Genomic DNA, 16,088 nt, shown 5'->3' with positions numbered 1-16,088 from the left:
GGACTATGGCAAAGGCACTCGCCAAGGCGCAGCCGCGCAAGAACGATCCTGACGCAACGCGCGAGAATATTCTCGATGTCGCAGCGCGGGAGTTCGTGGCATCGGGTTTCTCCGGCGCGCGCGTGGATGAAATCGCGGCGCAGACCCGCACGTCCAAGCGCATGATCTACTATTACTTCGGCAGCAAGGATGGGCTTTATCTCGCCGTTCTGGAACGGGCCTATGGCAAGATACGCACGCTTGAAAGCTCACTGTCGCTTGACGATCAGGACCCGGAATCCGCCATGCGCAGTCTGGTGGAAAGCACTTTCGACCATGACGATGCCAATCCGGATTTCGTGCGGCTCGTTGCGGTGGAAAATATTCACCGCGCCGAACATATGGAACGCTCCGATGTTCTGTCGCGCCAGAATGTAACCATTCTGGAAACGATCGAGAAAATCCTTGAGCGCGGGCGCGAGCAGGGCATCTTTCAACGGCGCATTTCAGCGCTCGACCTTCACATGCTGATCAGTGCGCAATGCTTCTTCCGTGTGTCCAACAGACATACGTTCGGCGCGATTTTCGGCACCGATCTGATGGCCTCCGACGTGAAGGCACGGCATCGCCGCCTGATCAGCGATACGATCATCGCTCTTTTGAAAAGCCCGGAATAACGAGGATCGACATATCGTCCGATCCTGCGGAGATGAGAATTGATAAGTGAAGTGACCAAACGTCGTGTGCATGTGGGTCTGATCGGCGCAAATATTCAACGTTCGCTTTCGCCGGCAATGCATATGCGGGAAGGCGAGGCCGCCGGGCTGGCCTATCGCTACGACATTATTGACATCGCCGAGAACGGGCGTTCGGAACGCGATCTGCCAGCCCTTGTCGCGGAGGCTGACGCTGCAGGATTTGCCGGGCTCAATATCACCCATCCCTGCAAGCAGGCTGCGGTGGCGCTGGTCGATGAACTTTCGCCCCATGCCTTGGCCCTGCAATCAATCAACACGGTGGTGTTTTCCGACGGCAGGCGCATCGGTCACAATACCGACTGGTGGGGCTACGCTGAAGGGTTTCGCCGCGGCCTGCCGGGAGTATCATTAGAACGTGTCGTGCTGCTCGGTGCAGGCGGGGCAGGTGTGGCCGTCGCCTATGCGCTGGCGGAAATGGGCGCACGGGAGGTCCATATCTTCGACCTCGATGCCGCGAAGGTCGATGCGGTAATTGGCAAGCTTGTTTCTGTTCAGCCGCAATGCAGTTTCATTGCCGGGGCCGATCTGGAGGAGACACTGGCACAGGCTTCGGGTCTGGTCCATGCAACGCCAACGGGCATGGACGCGCATCCGGGTCTGCCGCTTGCGCCTGAGCTGGTGCAGCCGCACCTCTGGGTTTCGGACATTGTTTATTTTCCTCTGCAGACGGCGCTTGTCCGGCTTGCCAGGGAGCGCGGATGCCGCGTGCTCGACGGTGGCGGCATGGCTGTGTTTCAGGCGGTCGGCGCGTTTGAACTCTTCAGTGGCATCAAGGCCGAGCCGGACCGAATGCTCGCCCATTTCGCGCAGTTGCAGGCGCGGAGCTAGTCTGTTCCCAGTTTGTCATTTCAATTGGCGCGTCGGAAACCGACGCGCCTTTTTCCGTTCAGAAATTTTCTGGAATTGATGACGTGCTGCTCCAAGATCGTTCATTAAAAATATTCGGATTGTTGACAATATTTCGAACGCGTGTTTAGCTTGAATATCCTTTCTCCGCCAAATGAGGGAAAGGTAAAGCTAAGTAAGGGGAACTAAAATGATCAATAGACGCGCAGTTGTTAAGACTGCGGCGCTAGGCGCCGTTTCTATATTTGCGCTCATGTCCGCGTCGGCCTCCCAGGCAGCGGACAAGGAGCTGAAGATCGGTTTCGTCGGTGTCACCAGCGGCCCTGCGGCGGCCTGGGGCACATCCAATGTTCGCTCGATGCAGGTTCGTGCCGACTGGCTCAACGAGCAGGGCGGCGTGAAGATTGGCGACGATACCTACAAGATCAAAGTCGTTACCTTCGATGACCAGAAAGACCCGAAGCGCGCCATCGCCGGCATGGAAAAGATGGCACAGGAAGGCATTCACTACGTCGTGGGTCCGAATGTGGATGACGGCGCCGCTGCCGTCCGCCCGGTGGCGGAAGCCAAGGGCATCATCTATTTCCCTTATTCCTTCCCGAAGGAACTTTATACGCCACCAGCGTCCAATGCTGTTCTCGGCATGATTGCTAACTATCAGTCCGGCCCAGCGATCTATAAATATCTGAAGGAAAACAAAGGCATCAAGACGGTGGCCTTTGTGGCGGCCAATGAATCCGATCCGCTCAGCCAGCGCGACAGCGGTATCGAGGCAGCCAAGGCGCTCGGTCTTGAAGTCGTCTCCACCAACGACGCCTATCAGAACGATACGCGCGACTTCACGCCTGTTCTGACGCCGATTGTCATGCAGAAGCCGGACCTGCTGGTTCTGTCGGGCGTTGCGCCGGGCAATGCGCCGTTGCTGATCCGCGCTGCGCGCGAGCTTGGTTATCAGGGCTTCATTTCCACCGAAACCGCGCAGGACGCCAAGGTTCTGGAAGAAGGTGCAGGCGAACTCGCCAATGGCTTCATCTCGGTGGGTGGCGCTTCCACGCCTGAAATCGCATCCGACGTGATGAAGGAATTCGTCGACCGTTACACCAAGGCCTATGGCGAATATAATGACGAGTCCAACACCAAGGTCTATGCGCTCGAATACATTGTCGAGACGCTGAAGGCCAACCCGGCTGCGGTCGACAATGTCGAGGAATTCAAGAAGACGGTGGACACGTTCTCCGCGCCCAATCCTTTCGTCAAGGGCGATGGCGACGGTTCCAAGCTGACCTATGTCGGCACCTCGTCCTTCACGCAGAAGCGCCAGCTCGGTATTCCGATGGTTGTGACAGAATACAAGGACGGCAAGTTTGAAACGCTTTTCGTCGGCCAGGTCGATTAACCGATAGGCCTGTGAAAAGCCCGAAGTGGAAGAGGGGTACTTCTGCTTCGGGCCTCCCAATCGCTAGAGCGCATCCCGAAAAGTGCGAAGCGGTTTTCGGAATAAGATGCGCGTTAAAACAAACAGTTAGAGCGTTTCCAATGGCTCATCCCAAACGGGAAATGCTCCAGGAACTGTCACGGAGTTTTGGGCCTGCCTTGCAGTTTGCTCGACACTTCGCACGAGGGAGTCTGCCTTCATGGAACAAGTGATAGCCAATGGGCTATATCTGGGTGCGCAATATGCACTGATCGCGTTGGGACTGACGCTGATCTTCGCGCTCATGAACGTCCTCAATTTTGCGCACGGCCAGATGTATGTGCTGGGCGGTTTTGTCACCTATACGGTTTACGGACAGCTTGGCCTGCCGTTTGTTGTCGCTCTTCTGGCTTCCGCGGTCACTTTGATGATCGTTGGTGCGCTGATCGAAAAATTTCTCTTCCGGCCGGTCATCAAGCGAAGTCTGCGCGATGAAAGCACGATGCTGCTTGCTGCGGCCGTCGCTTTCTTTCTGGATGCGGTGATCCTGCTTCTGTTCGGTGAAAAGCAGCGCGGCGTGCCGAAGATCGTCAATGGCGTGTTCGTCTCCGACAGCCTGATCATGCCTTATGACCGCATTCTGATCGGTGTGCTTGCCGTGGTCTTCATCGCAGCTTTCGTTCTTTTCATGCAATACACCAAACCCGGTCGCGCCATGCGCGCACTTGCCCAGGACCGCGTGGCCGCGCAGTTGATGGGTGTGAATGTCGATCGTTATTCAATGATCGGCTTCGCGCTGGGGGCAATGCTTGCAGGTCTGGTGGGCGGGTTGCTGGTCGCGATTACCGGCGTCAATTCCGGCATCGGCGGTGCCATCTCCATCAAGGCTTTCATGATGGTGATGATCGGCGGCGCAGGCGTCGTGAGCGGTGCCATTGCTGGCGGCTTCATCCTCGGCATGATGGAATCCGTCGGGCTGACGGTGCTGCGCTCCTATGGCGACATCACCTATCTCGTCATCTTCGCCGCATTGATGGTGTTCCTGAGCATCCGTCCGAACGGGCTCATGGGCAAGCCGTGGGGTTGAGGGGGCAATCATGACAAAGACAACAAAGCTTATCGGCGTTGCCGCCTTTCTGGCCCTCATCTTCATCGGTATTCCGGTCCTGATCGAGGCAACCGGACGGCACGACCTTTACTATACGCTCACTTCGGTGGCGCTTCTCTCCATCGTCAGTGGCGGGGTGTGGCTCACCTTCTATATAGGTCGCATCAATATCGGCCAGGGTGCCTATGCTCTTATGGGCGGCTATGTGTCGGCGATCCTGATGGTGAAATATGGCGTCTCCTTCTGGCTGACGCTTCCTCTGGCCGGACTGTTCTGCGCTTTCGCCAGCATCCTGATCGGCATTCCGATCCTGCGGCTTCGCGGCGTCTATTTCGCCATGGTCACGCTGGTTCTGACCGAAGTTGCCCGTCTTCTGGCGATGGCGCTGCCCATCACCAATGGCGCCAAGGGCATGGTCAGCATTCCGATGCCGGGTGGCATATCGCTTTTCGGCCTGACCATCCTGCCGGATTTCGCAACATTGCAGAACCCGCGCGCGGCCTTCTATTTCGTATCCATTGTGCTGATGGTGCTGTGCTTCGCGGGGCTTTATCGCCTCATCAATTCGCGCATCGGTGGTCTTTGCCAGTCGTTGCAGCAAAATGAGGAGCTTGCCTCGTCGATTGGCGTCAACATCACCAATCTGCGTGTGCTGGCCTATGCGATCTCGTCCTTCCTCGGCGGGCTTGGCGGTGCGATGTTCGTGGCGATCTCGCAGTCGATCTATCCGTCGAGCTTCACCGTCACGGACTCGGTCAATTTCATGCTCAACTGCTTCCTGGGCGGGCTTGGCTATGTCTTCGGTCCGATCATTGGAACCTTCGTCCTCTATTTCGGCTGGGACTTCCTGTTCCAGACCGGCAAGTTCCAGCTTCTGATCTTCTCCAGCGTTCTCATCATCCTGATGCTGTTCCTGCCTAACGGGCTTCTCAGCCTCAGACTGACCGGAAAGAAGGGAGCAGGATCATGAGCGATCTTCTGGAAGTCAAAAGCGTTACCAAACGTTTCGGCGGTCTGGTGGCGGTCAACGATGTCTCCTTTTCGGTGCGTGAAAAGGAAATCCTGTCGGTCATCGGGCCGAATGGCGCGGGTAAATCCACGCTGTTCAAGCTGATCGCCTCATTTCTCACGCCCACCTCCGGGGAAGTCCGCTTCAAGGGTGAGCGCATTTCCGGTCTGGCACCGCATATCGTGGCGCGAAAGGGCGTGGTGCGCACCTTCCAGGAAACGACGATCTTCAAGGGCATGACAGTGCGTGACAATGTGATTGTCGGCCACCATCTGCGCGCCAAGGCGAGTTTCCTCGGCTGTTATGTGGGGTCAAGCCTTGCTCGCCGGGATCAGGAGGAGTTCGGACGCTCTGCCGACGAAATCCTGCAGTTTCTCGGCCTGTGGAAGCAGCGGGACGAGGTTGCGCAGAACCTGCCGCATGGTCACTTGCGGGCGCTTGGCATCGCCATCGGTCTCGCCACGGAGCCGAAAATCCTGCTTCTGGATGAACCCTTTGCCGGGATGAACCATGACGAAACCGTCAAGGCGGTGGAAATGGTGCGGGCGGTCCGTGACCGGGGTGTCACGGTGCTGCTGGTGGAACATGACATGCCGGCGGTGATGAATATTTCCGACCGGATCGTCGTCATCAATTTCGGCCAGAAGATCGCGGAAGGAACGCCGAAACAGATCCAGGAAAACGAGAAGGTGATCGAAGCCTATCTCGGCGCAGAAGACGAAACGATTGGATATTGACCATGGCAGAGCTTCTCAAAGTTTCCGATGCCGAACTCTATTACGATCACGTCTATGCGCTGAAAGGCGTTTCGCTGAGCGTTCAGGAGGGAGAGACAGTCGCGCTGATCGGCGCCAATGGTGCGGGCAAATCCTCGATCCTGCGGGCGATCACGGGGCTGAAAAAGATCCGCAAGGGCGAAATCCATTATGAGGGCCGCCGGATCGACGGCACCCGGTCGGACGAGATCGTCAAGATGGGGATTGCCATGGTACCGGAAGGCCGCCGCGTCTTTCCCTATATGAGCGTGCGCGACAATCTGATGATGGGGGCGTTCACCCGTTCCAGCAAGGCGGATATCGCCAACACGCTGGAGATGGTTCTGGGGCGGTTCCCGCGCCTGAAGGAACGCTATTCGCAGGCCGCAGGCACAATGAGCGGCGGCGAGCAGCAGATGCTGGTCATTGGGCGCGCGCTCATGGCCAAACCGAAGCTTTTGCTGCTGGACGAGCCATCTCTCGGGGTCGCACCCAAACTGGTGCAGGATATCGCCCGCTCCATCGTCGCCATCAACCGCGACGAAAAGGTGAGCGTTCTTCTGGTCGAGCAGAATTCACGCATGGCGCTCCGCATCTCGCAGCGCGCCTATGCTCTGACGACCGGAAAGATCGTCCTGTCCGGCAATTCGGAAGAACTGGCGACGGATGATCGCGTCACGAAACTCTATCTGGGCGGGGAAATCTGACCGCCGGTATCGCAGACTAGGCAGAGCGTCCGAAAGACGCTCTGGACCATCCAGAACGAAAACAAATATTTCGATGGTTCGAGGAAAATGGAAATACTTGTCATCAACCCCAATACAACTGCATCGATGACGCACAAGATCGGCGAGGCTGCACGCAGCGTGGCAGGTGCCGGCACGACAATCATCGCGAGCAATCCCGCCGACGGTCCGCCGAGCATCGAAGGATATTTCGATGAGGTTTTTGCCATTCCCGGCATGATCGGGGAAATGCAGAAGCGCCCGACCGCCGATGCCTGCGTCATTGCCTGTTTTGACGATACCGGCCTTGATGCAGCGCGCTGTGCCGGAACCATGCCGGTGATCGGCATCGGCGAGGCGGCTTTTCACATGGCAAGCCTGATTGCCGGAAAGTTCAGCGTTGTCACCACATTGTCGCGTTCGGTGCCTGCAATCGAGCATAACCTGTCCCGCTATGGTCTCATGTCACGTTGCGCCCGTGTTCGGGCCAGCGACGTGGCCGTGCTTGACCTCGAAATTCCGGGATCAGACGCGCGCAACAAGGTCTCGAACGAGATCGCGAAGGCCATTCGGGAAGACCATGCCGAAGCGATTGTGCTTGGTTGTGCGGGCATGGCCGACCTTGCTGCTTCTCTGTCCAGAGAGCATGGGCTGCCGGTCATCGACGGCGTGACCTGTGCGGTGAAACTGTGTGAAAGCCTTGTCGGTCTCGGCTTGAAAACATCGAAACTGGGTGGCTATCAGCTGCCGCGAATGAAGGATTTTCAAGGTATTTTTGAACCTTTTTCGCCCCAGAATTGACGTTCAGATGATTTCAGTCGGGTTTGTGCATCAAAACTCGCGACATTGTTGACACTCGCCGGACCTGTGTTCGATATGTAAGGAAATTGATAGAGGATTTGCGGATGCAGTATCGACCGATTGCATCTGCCATTTGAACAGCTTCTACTGGATGATGATGAACCTGGCTGCGACGAACATGACAGACCAAAACGGCGGGAATGTGCGTTGGCTTCCGGTCTATAACGGCTTGCGCGAGGCGGTCGTCAGCCATCGTCTGCTTCCGGGCACCAAGTTGCCGGAGGACGAGCTGGCGACGATCTATTCCGTCAGCCGTGCCTTTGTTCGCTCCGCCCTGCAGGCGCTGGCGCATGACAGGCTGGTGCGTCTGGAACCCAATCGCGGTGCCTTCGTTGCCGAACCCTCGCGCGAGGAAGCGCGCGAAGTGTTCGAGGCGCGCTTGCTGATCGAGCCGGAGGTGGCTTCGCTTGCGGCGAAGGTCATCAAGCCCCAGCAGGTCAAGCAGCTGCGCCAGCATCTCCATGACGAGCATGAAGCCCTTCATGCCGGACGCGACAGCGAGGCGATCATGCTGTCGGCGCTTTTCCATACGCATCTGGCCGAAATTTCGGGACACTCGATCCTGGCGGGTTTTGTCGGCGATCTGCTGCCGCGTTCCTCGCTCATCATTTCGCTCTATTGGGAACGGCGCGAGACGACCTGCCAGAGCGACGCGCATCACGCGCTGGTCGATGCCATCGAAGAGCACAGGAGCGACGACGCTGCGGCCCTGATGAAGACCCATATTCTTGATCTTCTGGCGGGCCTCAATCTCGAGCGCGTCGAAAAAGAACAGAAGCGTCTGTCCGATATTCTGCGTTAGAGCGCAGATTTGATTCAATCAGGCCTGCGCTCTAACCTATTATATTTCAAGCATAATCTTATCGATCCTCGTTTCACTCCGGTCGGATTATGCTCTAGAACATGCCTCCCCAAAGCGGTTTCCCTTATGGGTGACATGCTCTGAAATATGGCGCGAAATAGCGCATTCACAGCAGCACGAAAGCACCGGATAACAGAAATCGCTCCATTTCAAAAATGGACGCAAGGATAAGATTCCGGATTCTACGCTAACGACTCAAGACTTCAGCCCGGCTATCTTCAATCATCTAGTAAAGCAATCGAAAAACACCGACCGGCGCGCTTCTATTCGGGTGCGTTGAGGGAAATTCTTTGCTTTTTTCCGGATCACGCAAGTGAAGAAGTAGCGTTGGAGGTTCTCGTGAGTATAAACTTCAGATCATCGGGTATATCTGCAGAGCGCATGTCAACACGGCGCATTCTTGTAGCAGGCGGTGCCGGATTTCTCGGTTCTCATCTTTGCGAACGTCTTTTGAACGAAGGAAACTTCGTCATCTGCGTCGATAATTTTTCGACGGGGCGGCTTGAGAACCTGCGCAATCTCCTGCGTTACGACACGTTCAGCTTCGTGCGCCACGATATCGTCAATCCGATCGATCTGCCGGTGGATGAGATTTACAATCTCGCATGCCCCGCTTCGCCGCCGCACTATCAGGCCGATCCGGTGCACACGATGAAGACGAGCGTCATTGGCTCGCTCAATCTGCTCGAACTTGCCGCGCATTATCAGGCTCGGATTTTTCAGGCTTCAACCTCGGAAGTGTATGGCGATCCGCAAACGCATCCGCAGCCGGAAGCCTATTGGGGCAATGTGAACTCTTTCGGCCCCCGGTCCTGCTACGACGAAGGCAAGCGCTCGGCCGAAACGCTGTTCTACGATTTTCACAAGCAGTATGGCGTCGATATCCGTATCGTGCGCATCTTCAACACCTATGGCCCGCGCATGCGGCCCGACGATGGTCGTGTCGTATCGAACTTCATCGTTCAGGCCCTCAAGCGTGAAGATATCACCATCTATGGCGACGGCTCGCAGACCCGTTCTTTCTGCTATGTCGATGACCTGATCGAAGGCTTCAGCCGCTTGATGAGCAGCCAGGTTCAGAAGCCCGTCAATCTCGGCAATCCGGGCGAGTTTACTGTGCGTGAGCTGGCCGAGCAGATCATTGCGCTGACAAATTCGTCCTCGCGCATCGTCTATCGCCCGCTGCCAACTGATGATCCGCGCCAGCGGCGCCCGGACATCATGCTCGCCAAGCGTGAACTTGGCTGGGAACCACAGATTGCACTTGTCGAAGGGCTGAAGCAGACGATCGCCTATTTTGAACGCCAGCTGGTCAGACCATCGGGCGAGCTCTTCGAGGTGGCGAGATGACCCGGCAAAATATACTCGTCACCGGTGGTGCCGGCTTCATTGGCAGCCATACCGCCAAGCTTCTGCACAAGAGCGGATTCTCGCCGGTCGTCTATGACAACCTGTCGACGGGCCACCGGTCTTCCGTGCGCTGGGGCGAGTTTGTCGAGGGCGACACGCTTTCGCAGGAACAGCTTATCGCTGCTATCAGAACCTTCGATCCGGCTGCCATCATCCACTTTGCGGCTTCGGCCTATGTGGGTGAATCCGTCACGGACCCCGCAAAATATTATCGCAACAATGTCGGCGGCATCCAGTCCGTTCTGGAGGCCAGCCGCCTGACAGGTGGACGCGCGGTTATTTTCTCGTCGAGCTGCGCCACCTATGGCATTCCGGATGTGCTGCCGATCCGCGAAGGCGAAATGCAGAATCCGATCAACCCTTACGGACGCACAAAGCTGATCGCGGAACATATGCTGGCCGACTATTCGGCAGCCTATGGCATGCCCTATGCGGCACTGCGCTACTTCAATGCCTGCGGTGCTGATCTGGATGGCGAACTGGGCGAAAAGCACGATCCCGAAACTCATTTGATACCGCGCGCCATGCTGGCTGCGGCGGGCATGGCGGATTGTCTGGAAGTCTATGGCGACGATTATGAAACGCCGGATGGCACCTGCATTCGCGACTATATTCACGTGGTTGATCTGGCGCGGGCGCATGTGCTTGCGGTCGAGCATCTGCTGAATGGCGGCGGCAATCTGGTCCTTAATCTGGGAACCGGGCGCGGAACATCCATCAAGGAAATCGTGGATGCGATAGACCGGCTTACCGGACGCAAGGTGCCTGTCGAAATGCGCGCGCGCCGGGCTGGCGATCCGCCGGTGCTTTATGCCGACCCGGCTGAAGCGGCAGCGAAGCTTGGGTTCCGCACGCTCCATTCCGATCTCGACACGATCATCCGCACGGCTGCGCCCTTCTTTGGTCTGGAGATGCGGACATGACACGGTGCGAATTTCATCCGGCCATTGACGGCGACAACGGCGAAAGGGAACCATTGCTGGCGCCCATCTTCACTGGCCGCAAGCGGGTGGAATATGTGGTGGGCATCATCCTGTGGGCGCTCGCTATCACCTATTTCTGGCAATGGTGGTTCATCAGCGCGAAGCACAATCATCTGCTCGGCTCCATTCTGGTGACGGCACTCTTGGCCTGGATCACGATCCTGCCGCTTTATTTCATCACTATTTTCTTCCATGCAGCGCGCCCGACAGGCCCGCTTCGCATCCCCGCCGGAAGCCGCGTCGCCATGGTCGTCACCAAGGCTCCGTCTGAGCCTTTCGAGGTGGTGGCTGAAACATTGCGCGCCATGCTGGCGCAGGATGTGCCGCACGATACATGGCTTGCCGATGAGGATCCTTCACCCTCGACACTTGCCTGGTGCCGTGAGCATGGCGTGTTCGTTTCCACACGCAAGGGCCGTGCCGACTATCATCGGCAGACCTGGCCGCGCCGTACCCGGTGCAAGGAAGGCAATCTCGCCTTCTTCTACGATCACTATGGCTATGAGCGCTATGATTTCGTCTCGCAGCTCGATGCCGACCATGTGCCTGAGCCGGGTTATCTCTTCAATATGCTGCGGCCCTTCGCTGATCCCGCTGTCGGGTATGTTTCCGCGCCAAGCATTTGTGATCGCAATGCGCATGAAAGCTGGTCGGCCCGCGGGCGTCTCTATGTGGAAGCCAGCATGCATGGCTCGCTGCAGGCCGGTTACAACGGAGGCTTTGCCCCGGTCTGCATCGGCTCTCATTATGCGGTACGCACGGCAGCGCTGAAGGAGATCGGCGGTCTTGGGCCGGAACTGGCCGAGGATCATTCCACGACCCTGTTCATGAACGCGCATGGCTGGCGGGGTGTTCATGCGCTGGATGCCATCGCCCATGGCGACGGTCCACGCACCTTTGCCGATCTTGTGACGCAGGAATTCCAGTGGTCGCGCAGCCTCGTGATGATCCTGTTGCAATATACGCCGAAGCTGATCGGTCGGTTGCCACTGCGCCTGAAGATCCAGTTTCTGTTCTCGCAGCTTTGGTATCCTCTCTATGCTTTCTTTCTGGCGCTGACATTCGTTCTGCCGATAGCCATTCTGGCTTATGGCGATAATTTCGTCAGCGTCACCTATCCCGCTTTCCTGATGCACTTCATGCCGCAATCGCTCGTGATTTTGGCGCTGGCATTCTGGTGGCGGTCGAGCAAGACGTTCCGCCCTGTCGACGGCAGGATTTTCAGCTGGGAAGCGATGCTGTTCCTGCTGGCGCGGTGGCCCTGGGTTCTGGCTGGAACCTTTGCAGCCTTCCGTGACTGGCTGACCGGTTCCTTTGTCGATTTTCGTGTCACGCCGAAAGGCTCATCCGAGGTCGATCCGGTGCCACTGCGGGTGATCGCTCCCTATGCGCTGATCTCCGGTCTGTCCATTCTGCCTGTCCTCTTGGTCAGCGGTGCCGATCAGACGCGAGGCTTCTTCATCTTCGCCATCATCAATGCGTGTTTCTACCTGTTCCTGATGGCGATGATCGTGATCCAGCACACACGCGAAAATCACGTGCGGATGACGAGCCGCCTCTATCGACCGGCAATGGCATGCAGTTTTACGGCGCTGGTCGCGCTGACCGGCTTTACCACTGTCGAGCGCGGACGCGACGGCATCGAGGCACTGAGCTGGGGCACGAAAAGCTTCACGGTATTTGACGACCGATTCTCGGTTGCCGGTGCCGGTGTAGGCGGACGTGACGTCCACAGGACAATTTTCAATCCACGCTGGCGCACGAATACCGCCAGTGGAACGAACTAGCGGGAAAGGCGCGACGATTATGAAGATCGCTGTCATCGGTACGGGATATGTCGGATTGGTCAGTGGCACGTGCTTCGCGGCATGGGGACACGAGGTCGTCTGCGTCGACAAGGACGCCCAGAAGATTGTCCGATTGGAGCGCGGCATCGTGCCGATCTATGAGCCGGGACTGGACGAGCTGGTGGAGCGCAATTTCGCCTTTGGTCGGCTCAGCTTCACGACCAATCTGGCGGAAGCTGTCAAGGGCGCGGAGCTTGTCTTCATCGCCGTCGGCACACCGGCACGGGCAGGTCACGGCGATGCCGATCTGTCCTTCGTCTATATGGCCGCTCGCGAGCTTGCGCCGTTGATCGAAGACCATAGTGTCGTCGTGGTCAAGTCCACCGTTCCGGTCGGCACAGGCGATGTGGTGCAGAAGATCATCGGCTCGGTGCGCCGACCCGGCACATTCTCTGTTGCTTCCAATCCGGAGTTCCTCCGTGAGGGTGTCGCGATCCGCGACTTCCTCGAGCCCGATCGCGTCGTCATCGGCGTGGAAGATGAGCGCGCTCGTTCTGCGCTCGTCGCCCTTTATGCTCCGCCGCTTGAGACCGCAAAGACGCCAATCGTGATCACGCAGCGCCGGACATCGGAACTGATCAAATATGCAGCCAATGCCTTTCTTGCCACCAAGATCACCTTCATCAACGAACTGGCGGATCTGTGTGAGGAAGTCGGCAGCGATGTCACCGAGCTGGCGCTCGGCATGGGACTGGACAAGCGTATCGGCACCAGTTTTCTCAATGCGGGGCCGGGTTATGGTGGCTCCTGTTTTCCAAAGGATACGATAGCGCTTTTGCGCACCGCGCAGGATCACGGGGTCGCCCTGCGACTGGTCGAGGAAACGGTTACCGTCAATGAAGCGCGTAAGCGTCGCATGGCGCTGAAGGTGCTGGATGCGCTCGGCGGCAGTGTCGAAGGCCGGACGATTGCCGTCCTCGGCCTGACGTTCAAACCCGATACGGATGATATGCGCGACGCACCGTCCATTCCGCTCATCGAAACCTTGCAGCGCTTTGGTGCCAGCATCCGGGCCTATGATCCCGCCGGAATGGAGAATGCACGCCGTCTTCTCAGCGATGTTGAGTTTTACGACGATCCTTACGAGTGCCTGAGCACTGCCGATGCGGCAGTGGTCGTGACCGAATGGGACAGTGTCCGCAAGCTTGATCTCGTTCGGATGAAACAGGTCATGCGGGACGCCGTACTCGTCGACTTGCGCAATGTCTTTTCACCGGCGGTTGCCGAGAATCTGGGCTTCCGGATTTCGACAATCGGCCGCCCTGTTCAACTGCGGCAGGAAACAAGACCAACAAACGTTCTGCCGCACGCGCGCATCCGTCAATCGCAAGAACCCTTGGCGGGTGCGCGCAACCTGAAGGTCGTGGGAGGTTCAAATGAAACATGTGATGTTTGAAGGCCAACGGTCCCGATCTGGTCGGAACACTGATCGGAGCAGATGTATCTTGCCGCTGGTTGTCCTGCTTGCGGGGCTAAGCGGACCGGCTGGAGCGGCAACGGTTCCGGCAGATGGTTTGCCCGACGGCGCCCGTGTGATGACGCCTGCCGAGCTTTACCTACTCTATCGCGACAAGAACTGGCAGTGGGCTGACGGCGCTGGCCGGATGGAAAGCCAGAACCGCCGTTTCACCGCCCGTGTCGATGGCGAGAAGGGCAAGGCATGGGCCGAAGGTCGCTGGCGGATCACCTGGTCGGGCCAGATGTGCTTCGATGCGAAATGGCATCTGGCTCAGGGCGTCTTCCCGAACAAGACCTGCTTCTCTCACCGTATCGCCGATGGGACGATCTATCAGAAACGTGAGCCGGACGGTGTCTGGTACGTCTTCCGCCATGCCGGCGGAAACAAGGATGACGAGGCGCGCAAGCTCCTCTCCATCGAAACAATAACGCCCAAAACGGAAGCGCTGAATCTGGCGTTGCCCGTTGCCCAATCGCCCGTACAATAAAGGAGGCGGCGATGAAAACCTCATACAAAATAGCAACAGCAATTCTTTGCGGTGGGCTGCTTTCAACCGCAGTTTACGCAGCGAGCGGTGTTTCGGGTGCCAATGTCGACACCCGCAACATGTTCCACGACAAGCGCCCGGTCATTACCCCGCAATCCATCAAGTTCGGGGCCTATGATCCGCACGGGGATTTCACCAACGATCCCAATTCCCGCATCGAACATCTGTTCCTTCCGTGGGAGGATGTGGACCTGACGAGCCTGTCAACCGCTGATGCCTATGCGCAGGAACGGGGCCGCGAACTGCTGATCACCGTCGAACCCTGGTCATGGGCTCGCGACTGGCGCGTTGCACCGGATGATCTCCTGAGCGGAATCGTGCGGGGGCATTACGATACAAACATGGCCGCCGTCTGCTCCGCTGCTTCGAAGCTGAAGAGCCCTGTGACCATTCGCTGGGCGCAGGAAATGGACGACAAGACGGGCCAGTTCACCTGGTCCTACTGGTCGGCACAGGGTTATGTCCGTGCCTATCAGCATGCGGTCAATGTCTGCCGCAAGTCATTGCCGAATGCCAAGTATATGTGGTCGCCGAAGGGAGATGCGGGGCTCGAGGCCTATTATCCGGGCGATGGTTATGTCGATGTGATCGGCCTGTCGGTGTTCGGCTACGAACCTTACGATATGCTGGAACTGGGACATGCGTCCACATTCGTTGAACGGACAAAACCGGGATACGACCGGGTGGTAGGCTTCAAGAAGCCGATTGTTATCGCTGAGCTCGGTTATGAAGGGAGCGACGCCTATGTCCGGGCCTGGGCACAGGAAACCAACAAGCCGCAGCCCGAATTTCCGGAGCTGACTGCGACCGTCTACTTCAACGACCGCGAAGTCTATCCGTGGCCACGGGGTGTCGGGCGGCCCGACTGGCGGGTTGCGAACCATCCGCTTGATTGATGTCGCATTTACCTCACGCAAAACCGCTTCGCACTTTTGCTGGAAATGCTCCAACGTCTGAACAGGAATACGACAATGTTTTCGATCCGTTTGAGAACCGTAAGTGCGGCGCTGTCCGTACTTCTTCTGGCAGGCGCTGCCGATGCGGCGCCGAAACAGAAAACCGAGGACCCGATCGCCATCAAGGCTGCGGCGGCTGCACCGCTATCAGCCGACGCGATTGAGGCGCTCTATTCCGGTAAGTCATGGAAATGGAAGGATGGCGGCGGCTATTTCTCTGCCGACAGACATCGTTTCATCGCCTGGTCGCAGAAAGGCAGGGCGTGGTCTTACGGGCAGGGGCGCTGGTATGCCACCAATCGCGGCAAGCTTTGCCTGCAGGCCTATTGGGTCAACAAGATGGGCGGCGGCAGCGATACGACCTGCTTCCTCCATCGCGAGAAAGATGGCGTCATCTATCAGAAGCGCTCACTGGGCGGCAGCTGGTATGTCTTCCGCAACAATCCGCCACGCCCGACCGATGAGGCCGCCAAGCTGCTGCGCGGCGACCGTGTTAGCAAGGGACTGGCGATCATGAAAGCCAAGGCGAGATAATCGCCAGGCAAGCATGCCGGCTCGCTGATCTGTAT

At 57.8% G+C, this 16,088-nt stretch carries 16 protein-coding genes; all 16 read left to right on the top strand.

Going from position 1 to position 16,088, the window contains the following annotated elements; translation table 11 throughout:
- Positions 1–5: 5 nt before the first annotated feature.
- Positions 6–656, top strand: a complete 651-nt coding sequence (locus AC1RHM_RS06605) for a TetR/AcrR family transcriptional regulator (RefSeq protein ID WP_010660566.1) — start codon at positions 6–8, stop codon at positions 654–656.
- Between the two features lie 42 nt (positions 657–698).
- Positions 699–1,565: a shikimate dehydrogenase gene (locus AC1RHM_RS06600; RefSeq protein ID WP_439647228.1), complete on the top strand. Its 867-nt coding sequence runs from the start codon at positions 699–701 to the stop codon at positions 1,563–1,565.
- Positions 1,566–1,773: 208 nt separating this feature from the next.
- Positions 1,774–2,979 carry an ABC transporter substrate-binding protein gene (locus AC1RHM_RS06595; protein WP_010660568.1) on the top strand — a complete coding sequence of 402 codons (1,206 nt, stop codon included), beginning with the start codon at positions 1,774–1,776 and terminating at the stop codon, positions 2,977–2,979.
- Positions 2,980–3,217: 238 nt separating this feature from the next.
- On the top strand, positions 3,218–4,084 hold the full coding sequence (locus AC1RHM_RS06590; protein WP_010660569.1) for a branched-chain amino acid ABC transporter permease: 867 nt from the start codon (positions 3,218–3,220) through the stop codon (positions 4,082–4,084).
- Between the two features lie 10 nt (positions 4,085–4,094).
- Positions 4,095–5,075, top strand: a complete 981-nt coding sequence (locus AC1RHM_RS06585; protein WP_010660570.1) for a branched-chain amino acid ABC transporter permease — start codon at positions 4,095–4,097, stop codon at positions 5,073–5,075.
- The gene (locus AC1RHM_RS06580; RefSeq protein ID WP_012093692.1) at positions 5,072–5,851 is read left to right on the top strand and encodes an ABC transporter ATP-binding protein; all 780 of its coding nucleotides are present in this window, start codon (positions 5,072–5,074) and stop codon (positions 5,849–5,851) included. The genes AC1RHM_RS06585 and AC1RHM_RS06580 overlap by 4 nt, the downstream gene beginning before the upstream one ends.
- A gap of 2 nt (positions 5,852–5,853) precedes the next feature.
- On the top strand, positions 5,854–6,576 hold the full coding sequence (locus AC1RHM_RS06575; RefSeq protein ID WP_029928694.1) for an ABC transporter ATP-binding protein: 723 nt from the start codon (positions 5,854–5,856) through the stop codon (positions 6,574–6,576).
- An 87-nt stretch (positions 6,577–6,663) separates the two neighbouring features.
- Complete coding sequence (locus tag AC1RHM_RS06570) at positions 6,664–7,395, top strand: aspartate/glutamate racemase family protein (protein ID WP_012093691.1); 732 nt, start codon at positions 6,664–6,666, stop codon at positions 7,393–7,395.
- Between the two features lie 157 nt (positions 7,396–7,552).
- Complete coding sequence (locus AC1RHM_RS06565; protein WP_029928696.1) at positions 7,553–8,257, top strand: GntR family transcriptional regulator; 705 nt, start codon at positions 7,553–7,555, stop codon at positions 8,255–8,257.
- A gap of 441 nt (positions 8,258–8,698) precedes the next feature.
- Complete coding sequence (locus AC1RHM_RS06560) at positions 8,699–9,667, top strand: UDP-glucuronic acid decarboxylase family protein (RefSeq protein ID WP_010660575.1); 969 nt, start codon at positions 8,699–8,701, stop codon at positions 9,665–9,667.
- On the top strand, positions 9,664–10,650 hold the full coding sequence (gene galE / locus AC1RHM_RS06555; RefSeq protein ID WP_166942386.1) for a UDP-glucose 4-epimerase GalE: 987 nt from the start codon (positions 9,664–9,666) through the stop codon (positions 10,648–10,650). Before AC1RHM_RS06560 ends, galE begins: the two co-directional genes overlap by 4 nt.
- Entirely contained in the window at positions 10,647–12,497 is a 1,851-nt protein-coding gene (locus AC1RHM_RS06550) for a glycosyltransferase family 2 protein (RefSeq protein WP_029928699.1), read from the top strand. The genes galE and AC1RHM_RS06550 overlap by 4 nt, the downstream gene beginning before the upstream one ends.
- Positions 12,498–12,516: 19 nt before the next feature.
- Positions 12,517–13,953, top strand: coding sequence for a UDP-glucose dehydrogenase family protein (locus tag AC1RHM_RS06545; RefSeq protein ID WP_029928702.1), 1,437 nt, complete (start codon positions 12,517–12,519; stop codon positions 13,951–13,953).
- The gene (locus AC1RHM_RS06540) at positions 13,946–14,503 is read left to right on the top strand and encodes a DUF995 domain-containing protein (RefSeq protein ID WP_376752917.1); all 558 of its coding nucleotides are present in this window, start codon (positions 13,946–13,948) and stop codon (positions 14,501–14,503) included. The genes AC1RHM_RS06545 and AC1RHM_RS06540 overlap by 8 nt, the downstream gene beginning before the upstream one ends.
- Before the next feature lie 11 nt (positions 14,504–14,514).
- Entirely contained in the window at positions 14,515–15,459 is a 945-nt protein-coding gene (locus AC1RHM_RS06535) for a glycoside hydrolase family 26 protein (RefSeq protein ID WP_010660580.1), read from the top strand.
- A gap of 75 nt (positions 15,460–15,534) precedes the next feature.
- Positions 15,535–16,053 carry a DUF995 domain-containing protein gene (locus AC1RHM_RS06530; protein WP_029928707.1) on the top strand — a complete coding sequence of 173 codons (519 nt, stop codon included), beginning with the start codon at positions 15,535–15,537 and terminating at the stop codon, positions 16,051–16,053.
- Positions 16,054–16,088 lie beyond the last annotated feature (35 nt).

It is taken from the genome of Brucella sp. GW823-FHT04E01 (assembly GCF_058796175.1).
This window is presented reverse-complemented; position numbering and strand designations above follow the sequence as displayed.